This window comes from Psychrobacillus sp. FSL H8-0484 (assembly GCF_038005325.1).
Classification (GTDB): Bacteria; Bacillota; Bacilli; order Bacillales_A; family Planococcaceae; genus Psychrobacillus.
In genome coordinates this window covers 1,346,809-1,359,357 of sequence record NZ_JBBOSZ010000001.1, presented here as the reverse complement: position 1 = coordinate 1,359,357, position 12,549 = coordinate 1,346,809, and the positions used below count along the sequence as shown (strand labels likewise).

Annotated in this window: 17 protein-coding genes; all 17 read right to left on the bottom strand. The window is 35.6% G+C overall.

All coding sequences use genetic code 11. The annotated features are described in order from the left end of the window. Complete coding sequence (gene flhB / locus MHH81_RS06260) at window positions 1-1,086, bottom strand: flagellar biosynthesis protein FlhB (RefSeq protein ID WP_340919157.1); 1,086 nt, start codon at window positions 1,084-1,086, stop codon at window positions 1-3. Between the two features lies 1 nt (window position 1,087). Continuing rightward, a complete protein-coding gene (fliR, locus tag MHH81_RS06255) occupies window positions 1,088-1,864 on the bottom strand; it encodes a flagellar biosynthetic protein FliR (RefSeq protein ID WP_340919155.1) in 777 nt (258 codons plus the stop codon). A 4-nt stretch (window positions 1,865-1,868) separates the two neighbouring features. Continuing rightward, window positions 1,869-2,138 (bottom strand): flagellar biosynthesis protein FliQ, encoded by a 270-nt coding sequence (fliQ, locus tag MHH81_RS06250; protein ID WP_340919152.1) that lies wholly within the window; start codon window positions 2,136-2,138, stop codon window positions 1,869-1,871. A 12-nt stretch (window positions 2,139-2,150) separates the two neighbouring features. Beyond that, window positions 2,151-2,816, bottom strand: a complete 666-nt coding sequence (gene fliP / locus MHH81_RS06245) for a flagellar type III secretion system pore protein FliP (RefSeq protein WP_340919150.1) — start codon at window positions 2,814-2,816, stop codon at window positions 2,151-2,153. Continuing rightward, window positions 2,809-3,504 carry a flagellar biosynthetic protein FliO gene (locus tag MHH81_RS06240; RefSeq protein ID WP_340919148.1) on the bottom strand — a complete coding sequence of 232 codons (696 nt, stop codon included), beginning with the start codon at window positions 3,502-3,504 and terminating at the stop codon, window positions 2,809-2,811. Before MHH81_RS06240 ends, fliP begins: the two co-directional genes overlap by 8 nt. 4 nt (window positions 3,505-3,508) lie before the next feature. After that, the gene (locus MHH81_RS06235; RefSeq protein WP_340919145.1) at window positions 3,509-3,871 is read right to left on the bottom strand and encodes a response regulator; all 363 of its coding nucleotides are present in this window, start codon (window positions 3,869-3,871) and stop codon (window positions 3,509-3,511) included. A gap of 18 nt (window positions 3,872-3,889) precedes the next feature. Further along, window positions 3,890-5,056, bottom strand: coding sequence for a flagellar motor switch phosphatase FliY (fliY, locus tag MHH81_RS06230; protein ID WP_340925141.1), 1,167 nt, complete (start codon window positions 5,054-5,056; stop codon window positions 3,890-3,892). Next, window positions 5,049-6,047, bottom strand: coding sequence for a flagellar motor switch protein FliM (fliM, locus tag MHH81_RS06225; RefSeq protein ID WP_340919143.1), 999 nt, complete (start codon window positions 6,045-6,047; stop codon window positions 5,049-5,051). The genes fliY and fliM overlap by 8 nt, the downstream gene beginning before the upstream one ends. 29 nt (window positions 6,048-6,076) lie before the next feature. Next, window positions 6,077-6,508: a flagellar basal body-associated protein FliL gene (fliL, locus tag MHH81_RS06220; protein WP_340919141.1), complete on the bottom strand. Its 432-nt coding sequence runs from the start codon at window positions 6,506-6,508 to the stop codon at window positions 6,077-6,079. After that, a complete protein-coding gene (locus tag MHH81_RS06215) occupies window positions 6,498-6,719 on the bottom strand; it encodes a flagellar FlbD family protein (RefSeq protein ID WP_340919138.1) in 222 nt (73 codons plus the stop codon). The genes fliL and MHH81_RS06215 overlap by 11 nt, the downstream gene beginning before the upstream one ends. Before the next feature lie 65 nt (window positions 6,720-6,784). Then, window positions 6,785-7,717 (bottom strand): flagellar basal body rod protein FlgG, encoded by a 933-nt coding sequence (gene flgG / locus MHH81_RS06210; RefSeq protein WP_340919136.1) that lies wholly within the window; start codon window positions 7,715-7,717, stop codon window positions 6,785-6,787. An 84-nt stretch (window positions 7,718-7,801) separates the two neighbouring features. Beyond that, window positions 7,802-8,182, bottom strand: coding sequence for a TIGR02530 family flagellar biosynthesis protein (locus MHH81_RS06205; protein WP_340919133.1), 381 nt, complete (start codon window positions 8,180-8,182; stop codon window positions 7,802-7,804). Between the two features lie 19 nt (window positions 8,183-8,201). Continuing rightward, entirely contained in the window at window positions 8,202-8,927 is a 726-nt protein-coding gene (gene flgD, locus MHH81_RS06200; protein WP_340919131.1) for a flagellar hook assembly protein FlgD, read from the bottom strand. 3 nt (window positions 8,928-8,930) lie between these two features. Further along, the gene (locus tag MHH81_RS06195) at window positions 8,931-10,136 is read right to left on the bottom strand and encodes a flagellar hook-length control protein FliK (protein WP_340919129.1); all 1,206 of its coding nucleotides are present in this window, start codon (window positions 10,134-10,136) and stop codon (window positions 8,931-8,933) included. A gap of 28 nt (window positions 10,137-10,164) precedes the next feature. Next, window positions 10,165-10,764: a MotE family protein gene (locus tag MHH81_RS06190; RefSeq protein WP_340919127.1), complete on the bottom strand. Its 600-nt coding sequence runs from the start codon at window positions 10,762-10,764 to the stop codon at window positions 10,165-10,167. Window positions 10,765-10,772: 8 nt separating this feature from the next. After that, complete coding sequence (fliJ, locus tag MHH81_RS06185) at window positions 10,773-11,222, bottom strand: flagellar export protein FliJ (protein WP_340919125.1); 450 nt, start codon at window positions 11,220-11,222, stop codon at window positions 10,773-10,775. Between the two features lie 2 nt (window positions 11,223-11,224). Then, window positions 11,225-12,547 carry a flagellar protein export ATPase FliI gene (fliI, locus tag MHH81_RS06180; protein ID WP_340925140.1) on the bottom strand — a complete coding sequence of 441 codons (1,323 nt, stop codon included), beginning with the start codon at window positions 12,545-12,547 and terminating at the stop codon, window positions 11,225-11,227. Between the last annotated feature and the right edge of the window lie 2 nt (window positions 12,548-12,549).

The following is a 12,549-nucleotide window of genomic DNA, read 5'->3' as shown; positions in this document are numbered from 1 at the left end:
TTAAATTTTTTGTTTAATTCGATATACATAAGCAAGTACTTCTGCAACTGCTTTAAAAAATTCATCCGGAATTCTTTGACCAATTTCTACCTGGTCATACATTGCTCGAGCAAGCTGTCGATTCTCTACCATAACTACATCATTTTCTTTTGCAATTAACTTGATCTTCTGTGCAACAAAATCAGCACCCTTTGCTACAACTGTTGGAGCATCCATCGATTCATCGTCGTATTTTAAAGCTATCGCAAAATGGGTCGGGTTTGTAATAACTACATCTGCGGTAGGAATCTCTTGCATCATTCGACGCATTGCCATCTCTCTTTGTCGTTGTCTTATACGCGACTTAATTATTGGATCACCGTCAGAATTTTTATGTTCATCTTTAATGTCTTGCTTGGACATTTTCAGATTTTTTTCATAGTCAAAACGCTGATAAAAGAAATCTAGAATCGATATAAATAGCAAAACACAGGATGCAGCTATTCCCATCATGCCTGTTAGCCATCCAACGGTTGAAAGTGTATCCCATGCTGTTTTAAAAGATAAAGAAAGTACTTGTTCGAGATTCATCCATAATATAAACGTTGTGACTGACCCAATAAACGAAATCTTTAAAATGGATTTCAACAGTTCAACTATTGCTTTAAGTGAAAAAATTCGTTTTAATCCTTTGATTGGATCAATTTTCTTTAGGTCAAACTTTAATGGTTCTGTTGTAAACAATAAGCCAAACTGAAAGAAGTTAGCTGCTATTGCAGCTAACACAGCTACAAGCATTATAGGTAATAAAATGACTGCCATTTCCATCAGTGAATCCTTATATATTTCGATAGCAGTCTCAATGGTTAATGTTTCAATTAACATATATTTTGTAAATGTGACACTAAAAAACGAAAATATTTCTGTTCGTAAAAACCCAGAAAAGAAAAATAAGAATAAAAAAACAGAAAGTAACACAATTGCACTTGTCACATCTTGGCTTTTTAATACTTGTCCTTTTTTGCGCGAATCCTCTCTTTTTTTAGGAGTTGCTTTTTCCGTTTTTTCTCCAGCGAAAAACTGTAAGTCCAATCGGAGCATTAACATATTAGCCACCACCTAAAATTATCATTAAATCACGCATACTAATTACCATAATTTCAAACATTTTTTGAACAACTGCCATTAATACACCCATCATAACAAGTAGTACTAAAAAGCTGACAGCTATCTTAATTGGAAAACCGATGACGAAAATATTTAGTTGTGGTACAGTTCTCGCCGTTATTCCTAGCGCAATATCAACGAGAAAGAGCGTAGCAACAACTGGTATGGACATTTGAAACGCAACTGCAAATACGCCTGCAAATGTCTTCATAATAAACTCGACAAAGTCTTCTTGTCCAAATGGAGGCCAGGATAAATCCATTGGTATAAATTGATAGCTATAAAAAATTCCATCCAACAATAAATGATGACCATTTAAGGCTAGTAACAAAAGAAGTGCTAATGTATTTAGAAATTGTCCAATTAATGGACTTTGTGCTCCTGTTTGTGGATCAATCACATTGGCAATTGCAAAACCCATCTGAAAGTCTATAAATCCTCCGGCAATTTGGATGGCAGACATAATAATGTAAGCAAGCAATCCAATAAATAATCCGATAATGACTTCTTTGATTATTAATAATATGTAATCCCCATTCACCTCAAATGCTTCTACATCGAGTGTATAGTACATCATCCATGAAAGGACGACAGCAAATGCAATACGGTGAGAGGCTGGAATCGTTCGATGCGAAAATAGCGGCAACGTAACGAAAAATGCAGAAACCCTTGCTATGATAAGTAATAAGACAGTTAAATTAGGTAAAATTTCATCCATCGAATTAACCAATGTATCTTATTAAATTCTCAAAGATATCAGTAGCATAAGATGTTACTTGAGATAACATCCACGGTCCAAAAAAAACAATGGCTACTAGAACCGCAACTATTTTTGGCACAAAAGCAAGCGTTTGTTCTTGGATTTGTGTGGTAGCTTGAAAAATACTTACGGCAAGACCGGTAATTAAAGCAACTAAAAGAAGAGGACCTGATGCAAGAAGAATGACCCAAATTGCTCTTTCTGCAATGGAAATTACCATTTCATTACTCAATACAATCAGCTCCTAAAAACTTTGTAAGATGGATTTCATCACTAAGTACCATCCATCTACTAATACAAATAATAAAATTTTAAATGGTAATGATATCATTACGGGTGGTAACATCATCATCCCCATCGACATTAGTACACTGGCTACAATCATATCGATTACTAAAAATGGAATGAATATCATAAACCCAATTTGAAATGCCGTTTTGATTTCACTAAGGGCAAAAGCAGGGACCATGACTGTTAAAGGAATATCTTCAATTGTTTCGGGCCTCTCTGCTTCTGCATAACTTAAAAATAGCTCTAAATCCTTTTGCCTTGTATGCTTACTCATAAACTCTTTAAAAGGCCCACTAGCATTTTCATATGCTTGTTCTAAAGTAATCTCTTCATTAAATAACGGGGTTAAAGCATCTTCATTTACTTCTTGGAATGTTGGTGCCATGATGAAAAACGTTAAAAATAATGCTAGTCCCACAATTACTTGGTTCGGCGGCATTTGCTGTGTAGCAAGTGCCGTTCGAACAAAGGAAAGAATAATGACGATTCTTGCAAAAGATGTCATTAATATTAAAATACTAGGTGCTAAAGATAAAACCGTCAGCAAGAGCATTAACTTAATAGACGTGGCGACATTGGACGGATCACTGTCCGAGAAGAATTGGACAAAATCATTCATTTTTTTCGCGCTCCTTTGTCTTCCAATCCTCTAATACTTCACTTCGGTCTTTCTTAATTTCTTGTAGTCTCTTTTGAAACGTTTCGTTAAATGAAGGACCTTTTTTTTCATTACTCTTCGCTTTAGAAGAGACATTTTCTTTTAATCGATTGTAAAGTTCCGTGATATACGGAACGGTTTTACTGTTACCTAGCTTATCTTCGTATATTTTTGTCAGTTTTTCTATTTCCTCTGGATCTGTTATTTCCTTTAATAAAGTAATATCTTCTCCAATACCGACCAAATACAGAGTATTACCCACTTGCATTAATTGTATGGATTTACCTTGTCCAACTCCAGCTCCGCCTAGGTTTTGAATAAGCTGATTATGTTGGAAAGATCTATTTCTACTATTAACAAATCGCAATAACCCATAAAGTAAAAATATAACAAATAGTAAAGCGAAAACCATTTTAATATAGTCCCAGGCGTTTAACGACACTCCACTTTTGTCAGGAGATGTTTTTATTTCTTTTTCTGTATCTGTATCTATTACAGGCTCACGTTCATTATCTTTTTCGGTCTTTGTTCTCTTTAAATATTCTTCAGTAGTTTCATTTGGATCTACTGAGGCTTTTGCATCCATCTGAAACGGTAGAAATAAAAGAATAGAAACGATACAAATAACGAGGGTATTTTTCCTCAACATTCTATTACCCGATTGCTTTGGAAATTGCTTCAATTACTCGGTCAGCTTGGAAAGGTTTCACGATAAAATCTTTTGCTCCCGCTTGAATAGCATCAATAACCATTGCTTGTTGACCCATCGCTGAACACATAATAATGGTCGCATCTGGATGTTTAGATTTAATTTCTTTTAGTGCAGCAATTCCGTCCATTTCAGGCATTGTAATATCCATTGTTACAAGGTCCGGTTTTAACTCTGCATATTTTTCAACTGCTTGTAAACCGTCTGCAGCTTCCCCTACTACTTCAAAACCATTTTTCGTTAAAATATCTTTAATCATCATTCTCATGAATGCTGCATCATCAACTATTAAAATTCTCTTCGACATATTATGTTTCCTCCATTGCTATCTTAAATTATGAATTCGTTCTGCCTGGCTTAAAATATCTGTTATTCGAACACCGAAGTTCTCATCAATAACCACAACTTCACCTTTTGCAATATGTCTGTTATTTACGAGAATATCAACTGGCTCTCCAGCTAATTTATCAAGTTCAATAATAGAACCACTCGTTAATTCTAAAACTTCTTTTACAGTTCTTTTTGTACGACCTAATTCTACTGTTACTTGAAGCGGAATATCAAGAAGTAAATTTAGATTTCTAGATTCATTTTGTGATAGACTAGGTGCTTCAAAACTAGCAAACTGTGCTTGTTGTACTTCTACTTGTGGTGCTACCTGACGCGGTTGACTAAACTGCATTTGTGATTGCGTAACTTGTTCCTGCAATTGTTGCGTATGTGCTACTGGAGTTTGAACGGGAGCAGGAGTAGATTGCACCCTTTCTTCCATTATCGTCGCAGCAACTTCTTGTTCTTCCTCTTCACCCATTAGTGATTTTACGAGTTTCAAACCAAAATCCAATGGCAGCAACTGCATAATATTCGAGTCTATTAATTCACCAACTCTTAGTCGGAATGAAATTTTAATAAGTAATTCTTCGTTCGGAATAGCATCTGTACCTTCATCTGCTGATAAATTCATTAGATCAATAGTAGGGGGAGATATATCCACTTTTTTATTAAATACAGTGGACATGGACGTCGCTGCAGAACCCATCATCTGATTCATTGCTTCTTGCACTGCACTTAACTGAATTTCGCTAAGATCTGGATTGGGATTCGTTCCATCTCCACCAAGCATTAAATCTGCAATAATTGCAGCATCCGACTGTTTAATGACAAGCAAATTCATACCTATTAGGCCAGCAGTATACTGAACTTGTATAGCAACATATGGATGTGGAAATTCCTCTTTTAACTTACTACGATTAATCATACCAATATTAGGAGTTGTAATATCGACTTTCTGACCTAAAAGAGAAGATAGAGCAGTTGCAGAGCTTCCGAATGAAATATTTCCTATTTCCCCAAGTGTATCCTGGGCAAAAGCATCTAAATAATCCTCCACATTAATCTCTTCTACTAAATTACTCTTATTTTTTTCCTCTTCTATAGAAGTTCCTCTTAGGAGGGCCTCAATTTCTTCTTGGGAGAGCATATCATCACTCATCATCATCTTCTCCTCCTTTCAAAGTTTCAATGACTTGAACAGCCATTCGTTTTTTTAGTTTCCCTGGTTGGGCTTTAAATTTAGGGATGCTTCCTACTTTAATTGTTAGCGAGTCATCTATTTTCGTATTTAACTGAATAACATCTCCTAATTGTAAATACAATAAATCTTCTATAGAAATATCGGTTGAACCAAGTTCCGCTACTACTGGAATTTCTGCTGATTTTACTCGTCTTTCCAATACTTGCAATTGTTCCGGTGATACTTCTTTTTTATTTGTTTGCATCCAATAACGTACCGATAAGTTCGGTACAATTGGCTCCAAAACAACATGAGGGATACAAATATTAATCATTCCACTCGTTTCACCAATAATTGTATTAAATGAAATTACAACAACCGTTTCATTTGGGGAGATCATTTGTAAAAATTGCGGATTAACTTCCAGCTCCGTTAAAATTGGATCAATATCCGCAATATTAACCCAAGCTTCTCGAAGATTATCAAACGAGCGTTCAAATAAATTCATCATTATCTTTGTTTCTATTTCTGTTAAATTACTTACCTTTGCAGGGGGTTGTCCTTTACCACCCATTAATAAATCTAACATAGAATAAGCAATGTTTGGGTTAATTTCCATCAAAATATTCCCCTCTAATGGAGGAACTTCAAACACATTGATTAGAGTCATATGTGGTACCGAACGAATAAATTCTTCAAAAGGTATTTGATCCACTGAAACTACTGAAATTTGTACGTACGTTCTTAATTGGGCAGAAAAAAATGTTGTTAATAAACGAGCAAAGTTTTCATGAATCCGCGTAAGACTACGAATTTGGTCCTTCGAGAACCGAAGAGCACGTTTAAAGTCGTACACTCTAACTTTTCTGGACTCCTGTTCACCTTTCATGTCATCTGCGGTCATTTCACCTGTGGAAAGCGCACTTAACAACGCATCTATTTCTGATTGAGATAAAATATCTCCTGCCAATCTGCCCACCTCCATTCAAAAGAATTACTTTACTGAATAATCGAAGAAGTTATATATACTTGTTGAACTTCACCATCATCCATTAACTCATTGATTTTTGTTTTTAACGATGATTCAAACATTACTTTTCCTTGCTTTCCTTCTAAATCCTCAGGAGTCATTTCAGAAAGCTCCGTTATGATAATATTTTTCACTTGAAAATCACGTTTCGTTAGTTCCTCTGCTGCTTCTGGGCTATCCGTTTGCACTTTCATAGCAATGCGAATAAATTTATTCCCTGCAAGATTCGTAGTTATTTCTCCTATATCAATTGAAGATTCTACAATTTCGTCAATTGTGGGTTCTGTACTCTCTTCCCCTTTATTTAACTGAAAAACAATGAGCAATGCGATAACACCTAGTAAAGTGATGGAAACTAAAATAATTAGCATAATAGTTAATAATTTATTTTTATTCTGCATCTTGATCACCTCTTATATGGGGATTCGATAATATATGTATTTCATTGTAAAATTGAGAGATTTTTAATGCCACTTCTTCTCTTGATTCCAACGCAACATATTTATGACCGTTTGTGAGTGTTATCGTTGTATCTGGAAAAGATTCAACCGTCTCTATGTATAGAGCATTTAACAAAAACTCTTTACCATTTAATCGTGTTAATTTAATCATTTTAAAGGGCCGGGCACTATAGGAACGGCCCAACCCTCCCTTACTATTATATTTAAATTAGTAAATTATCGTTTTAGATTTACAAGCTCTTCTAAAATTTGGTCAGATGTTGTAATAATACGAGTGTTTGCCTGGAATCCACGTTGCGCTACAATCATATCTGTAAATTCTTCCGATAGATCGACGTTAGACATTTCTAGGAAGCCAGAGTTGACTGACCCCATACCTTGTTCAGTACCAACCGAATAAAATGGCGTACCTGAGTTTGGAGATTCTTGATAATAGTTTGAACCAGCTTTTTGAAGCCCCGCAGCATTCGCAAACTTAGCCATTACTAACTGACCTGCATAACGTAACTCACCAGTTGAATCAACAAATGTCACTGTACCATTTTGAGATATAGACATACTTTGAGCATTAGTTGGTATTCTGATCGGGGATTCAATCTCAGACCCCGATGCAGATGGTAAAACTCCATCAGGTGTCGTCGTTAATGAAACAACATCTTGCGCTAGTTCATAATCTGTATCAGCACTTGTTAAATCTTGTGCAGCTGGATCCGAGAATCCATAAACATATTTACCATCTGAATTCACCAAATAACCATTTGAATCCATATAAAAATTTCCTGCGCGAGTATATGATGGATTAGAAAATGCAGTTGGTGGATTTGCATCTCCGTCCGCAACAATAAAGAACCCATCTCCAGAAACCGCTAAATCTAATGTATTATTTGTTGTTTGTAAAGATCCACCTGAATGAATCGTATCAATAGAAGATAATTGGGCACCTAATCCAATTTGTTTTGCGTTAACTCCTCCTCGTGTTTGAGAGGCTGCAGATGCACCCGCAGTTGTTTGTGAAATCAAATCTTTAAATACGGTACGACCTTTTTTAAAGCCATATGTATTTACGTTTGCAATGTTATTACCAATAACATCTAGTTTTGTTTGGAAATTTTTTAAGCCTGAAATACCTGAGTACATTGAGCGAATCATTTATTTTTTCTCCCTTCAATTTGCGTGCAAGCGTCTATCAGTCAGCTGCACATAGCATCCTTTTCAGGTCCTGCTATTTATTAGTTAGTTCAGCACAATAGTGCCGTCAATATTAGTGAATAATTGATTTTTTGCTTCCCTGCGATCCATTGCAGTAATCACTGTTGCATTTTTTGCACTAACGATTAATGCTGCTTGATCCATCAATACTAATGAGTCATTCACACCTTTTGAGCGTGCTTCCATTACTTTATCACTCACTAACTGCCATTCTGCATCTGATATGTGAATATTTCTTTCGATCAAACGTTGATTAGCATGCTTACTTACTTTCAATTCCGTTTTTACAGTCGCTTCCTGCAGATGCTGTAAAAATGATTGTCTTGATGTTGAAACATGTTTTGATGTGAGTGGTTGACGGATTGTTGGTTGCAGCGGGACGCGATTTAGTTGAATTTTGTCCATTGCCACACTCCGTTCGAAATTAACTAATTGATATCATTTGATCTGCTGTTATAGATGTGCCATCACTCAAGTTGAACACAATAACTCCATCTTTCTTTGTGACGGACTCGACTTTTGCAGTTACTGCTGTATCAGTTCCTGTATCAGTCCCTGTATCACTTCCATCTCCCTCTTCAGGATCAGGATCAGGTTCCGTTACTGGTTTGGATGGAATGTAAGTAACCGTTTTACCAATCATCATGCTCGCTTCAACTAGACTATTTGAGCCACTACTATCTCCTGAGATTACTTCTGAAATATTACCAGGAGTAATTTTTTTGCCGTCTGCTAAAGTGAATTCCACCCCACCATCGATAAATTTTACAGAAACAATTGTACCTGTACCTTCATTAATGATAGGTTTTTTGTTTTCATCTACTTCTCCTGTTACTTCATGCCACTTCACTTGCTTACCGACAAATTGATTGTACTGAATCAGCTGAGTTTGTTGTTGACCAAGAGCGAATTGTTCAAAAGCTTTTGTCATATTTGTCATTTGTTCTAATGATGAAAACTGTGCCATTTGAGCAATGAACTCATTATCCTTCATTGGATTTGTAGGATCTTGATTTTGAAGCTGAGTCATTAATATTTTCAAAAAATCATCTTTACCAAGCGTACTGTTCCCTGTTTTACGTTCAGCTGATTTTTTATTATTTAAGTACATACCTGATGTTATTGGTTTCATTTCGGTCTTTTCAGCCATTTATTAAACCTCCATTTCCTGTAAAAAATCTTGGAAAGTAGACTGTTCATCTGATTCGTCATTACTCTCTTGTTGATTTTCCTGCTGTTGTTGCTGTTGTTGCTTTAAAGAATCTTGGAAAGACTGGTTTCTATCTTGTCTAGATGGATCTTGTAACGCTTGTGTAATTTCTAGCTTATCCACTTGAATGTTTTGATTTGCCAAACCTTGTCTTAACTGATTAGAGTGTGAATCTAGTAATTCTTTTCCTAAAGCAGTTGACGCTAGCATTTTAGTAGAAATCATACCGTCTTTTTGTATCAATTCAATTCGAATTGTTCCTAGCTGTTCAGGATAAAGCTTGATGACTAGTCTATTAGCTCCTCCGGCTTGTCCAAATTGAACACGATTCATGACTTTTTGTAATTCTTTCATGAATTCTTCAGATTGAGCAGGTTTCTCAGCAGGTAACGTAATAGACACAGTTTCCACTTTTGTTTGTACAAGTGTTGTTGTTTGTCCTTGTATGTTGGTTAATTCTTTCGTTTCAACTACTGTATTATTTGCAATTGGGTTAGAAACTTGAGTTATCAAATGTTTAACTAATAGTTGCTGGGTAACCGGCTTTAGTGTTTGCATTACAACAGGATTTTGCCCTTCATTCGCTAGATTCTCTTTTAAATTATCCATTAATTGTTTTAGATCAAATAATGTAGAATCTTGCTTTAGTGTTAAATCCGATTTGTTTCCAATGAGTTGTGCAATTTTAAGTAATTCAACCGCTTGTTTTGCTTCTACTGGTGTAGCTGTTCCTTGGCCATTCAGGGAAAGTACAATTGCATCTGAAAGCTTACTTGCTTGTTCATTTATGCCTGCTAGTAAGTCCCATACATTCGATTCCATAAGTTCAGCTGTTGGGTCTGTTTCTTCTCCAAGAAGTTTGCTAAGTAGCTCTTTTAATTCTTTCGGATTAACCGTCAATTCTTTAGAGCCTAATAAACTTTCTACTTCTTCTAATGAATTAGCGTCTAGAATAGATAATAAGTCTTGCACTAGATTCTGTAGTGATTCGTCTAAACCTGAGGTAGCCGGTTGTTGTACTTGCTGATTTGATAATATTTGACCAAATACATTTCCAAACGCTTGTGAGTTTCCACTAATCGATGTCTGCTGGGCTTTTGGCTGCACTGCAATATTATTTCCCATATTAACTACTGCTGCGATATTCACTATTTCACCTCCTTTCAAATACCTTGAATTATTGCTTAGTCATTAACTCTGTATACTTAGCTGCGTCTTCAGGAGTCATTTTTTCATATATCTTAGCAACTGTATCTGGCTTCAAACTTGTCAATATACGTAGTGCTTCTGCATCGCTCATATTTGTAATGACAGGAGCTGCTGTTTTTGCTGACATTTTCTCAAAAGTAGAAACAATTTCTGCATAATCTCTTTTCGTACTTTCTCGTTGATTTTGTAATGCTTCTATTTCATCTAGCAAGCGTTGTTGTTCCACTAAAAGTGCTTCATTGGATTGCGAAGAATTGTCAATTTCTGTTTGGAGTTTGTCTATTTGCACCTCTTTTTGTTGAATATCTGCTTGCAGTGATACTACTTTCTCTTCTAATCGATTCGTTTTCACATCTTCTGTTAATACTTGCTCTTGTCCTTGATTTGTAAGCTCTTTTGCTTTTTCAAAAACATTTATCTTAGCTATTAATGCATAAATTAATAGGAGAGCTAAAGCAAATAAAAAAGGAATGATAAACCAATAAAATAACATTTTCATTTTACTAATACTATTTGACTCATTATTTACCGCTTGCATGCTTTTAGTTGATTTGTTCCGTTTAGCCATGCTATTACTCACCTAATCTCTTTGTTTTGAAACTTTAAGGATGATATTTCATCTAATTGTATTGTTTCAAGTCTTTGTTGTTCTTGCTGAAAAAGTTTATAGTCTTTTTCTTTTATCTTTTCAAACTTACGAACTTCTAGCGTTTTTTCTAATAGTTTTTCTTCAAACCATTTCATTTTAGAACGAGCTTGCATTACTTCTTTTTGTAACGTATCAATTCTTTTTTGTAACCCAACTATATAGTTGGAGTAATGATGGATATGATTAATGGATAAGCCATTAGTTAATTGGTTATTTTGCGCATCCATTGTTTCTTCTTTCTTCTTAAGAAGATCATATAATTCAGTAGCTACTTTTTCAAAAACCATTACACTTTCTTTGTAGGCTAGCTCTGTCTCTGACTTTTCTTGTTCTCGAACAGTTAAAACTTTATCAAATTTATAATGATAAGACACCATAGTTAGACACCACCATTAGATAAAGCAACTAATTCGCTCACACTTGAGTCTAGCGATACTTTGTCCAAATAACCTTGTTTCAAAAAGGAGGTAATTAAAGGCTCATATTGTATCGCTTCATCAATTTCTCTTGAAGTACCACGTTTATACGCTCCAATATTAATCAGATCCTCCGATTTATTGTACGTAAAATACAATTCACGTAAACGTTCTGCAGCTTTCACATGATTTTCATCGGATATGTGATTCATTAAACGACTAATACTTTTAAGCACGTTAATGGCTGGATATTGTCCTTTATTTGCTAACGATCGATCTAAAACGATATGCCCATCTAGGATACCTCGAACGGTATCGGCAATTGGTTCATTCATATCGTCCCCATCTACTAATACTGTATAAAATGCAGTAATGGTACCTTGTTCGTTCGTACCAGTGCGCTCGAGTAATTTCGGTAATATAGAGAATACAGAAGGCGTGTATCCTCTTGTAGCAGGTGGTTCACCTACCGCAAGACCTATTTCTCTTTGTGCCATTGCAACACGGGTAACAGAATCCATCATAAGCATGACATTAAGACCTTTGTCTCGAAAATATTCAGCAATAGCAGTAGCAGTAAATGCACCTTTAATACGCATTAATGCTGGCTGATCAGATGTAGCTGCAATTACAATGGATTTCTCTAAACCTTCTTTTCCTAAATCTCGTTCGATAAATTCACGTACTTCTCTTCCTCGCTCTCCAATGAGGGCAATAACATTTAAATCCGCATTTGTATTTCTAGCAATCATGCCTAACAATGTACTTTTACCGACCCCAGACCCCGCAAAAATACCAACTCTCTGCCCTTTTCCAACTGTTAGCATGCCATCAATAGCTTTTACACCAACTTCTATCCGCTCATGGATAGGTGGTCTTGTAAGCGGATTGGGAGGATCTTGTTCTGTCCCTACTGTCTTTAATCCTTTTGGTAATACGGTTCCATCAATTGGATTCCCCATAGAATCGAGCACTTTCCCTATTAACTCAGGACCTACTTTTACTTCCAGCGGACTATTCGTACCTTCAACTAAACAACCAGTAGAAATTTCACGGATATTTGTGTAGGGCATTAAAACAACTATTTCTTCTTTGAAACCAACTACTTCAGCTAGAATGACCGAATGTCCATTTTTTGCAGAGTTAATATGTATTTTACATACATCACCTATGGAACTTTCAGGACCTTGAGATTCAATCATTAATCCAACAACGCGATTCACACGTCCATATTTTTTAAATGTAGGCACATTCGATATTTGTTGAATTAAATCTTTTGCTTTCATCA

Coding starts and splice junctions, on each gene's coding strand:
- MHH81_RS06190 (WP_340919127.1), bottom strand. CDS start 10,764: ATGGCTAAACGGAACAAATCAACTAAAAGCATGCAAGCGGTAAATAAT.
- MHH81_RS06240 (WP_340919148.1), bottom strand. CDS start 3,504: ATGTTGAGGAAAAATACCCTCGTTATTTGTATCGTTTCTATTCTTTTA.
- flgD (WP_340919131.1), bottom strand. CDS start 8,927: ATGGCTGAAAAGACCGAAATGAAACCAATAACATCAGGTATGTACTTA.
- flgG (WP_340919136.1), bottom strand. CDS start 7,717: ATGATTCGCTCAATGTACTCAGGTATTTCAGGCTTAAAAAATTTCCAA.
- MHH81_RS06215 (WP_340919138.1), bottom strand. CDS start 6,719: ATGATTAAATTAACACGATTAAATGGTAAAGAGTTTTTGTTAAATGCT.
- fliP (WP_340919150.1), bottom strand. CDS start 2,816: ATGAATGATTTTGTCCAATTCTTCTCGGACAGTGATCCGTCCAATGTC.
- flhB (WP_340919157.1), bottom strand. CDS start 1,086: ATGTTAATGCTCCGATTGGACTTACAGTTTTTCGCTGGAGAAAAAACG.
- fliL (WP_340919141.1), bottom strand. CDS start 6,508: ATGCAGAATAAAAATAAATTATTAACTATTATGCTAATTATTTTAGTT.
- fliR (WP_340919155.1), bottom strand. CDS start 1,864: ATGGATGAAATTTTACCTAATTTAACTGTCTTATTACTTATCATAGCA.
- MHH81_RS06235 (WP_340919145.1), bottom strand. CDS start 3,871: ATGTCGAAGAGAATTTTAATAGTTGATGATGCAGCATTCATGAGAATG.
- MHH81_RS06205 (WP_340919133.1), bottom strand. CDS start 8,182: ATGGACAAAATTCAACTAAATCGCGTCCCGCTGCAACCAACAATCCGT.
- fliJ (WP_340919125.1), bottom strand. CDS start 11,222: ATGGTGTCTTATCATTATAAATTTGATAAAGTTTTAACTGTTCGAGAA.
- fliI (WP_340925140.1), bottom strand. CDS start 12,547: ATGAAAGCAAAAGATTTAATTCAACAAATATCGAATGTGCCTACATTT.
- fliY (WP_340925141.1), bottom strand. CDS start 5,056: ATGAGTGATGATATGCTCTCCCAAGAAGAAATTGAGGCCCTCCTAAGA.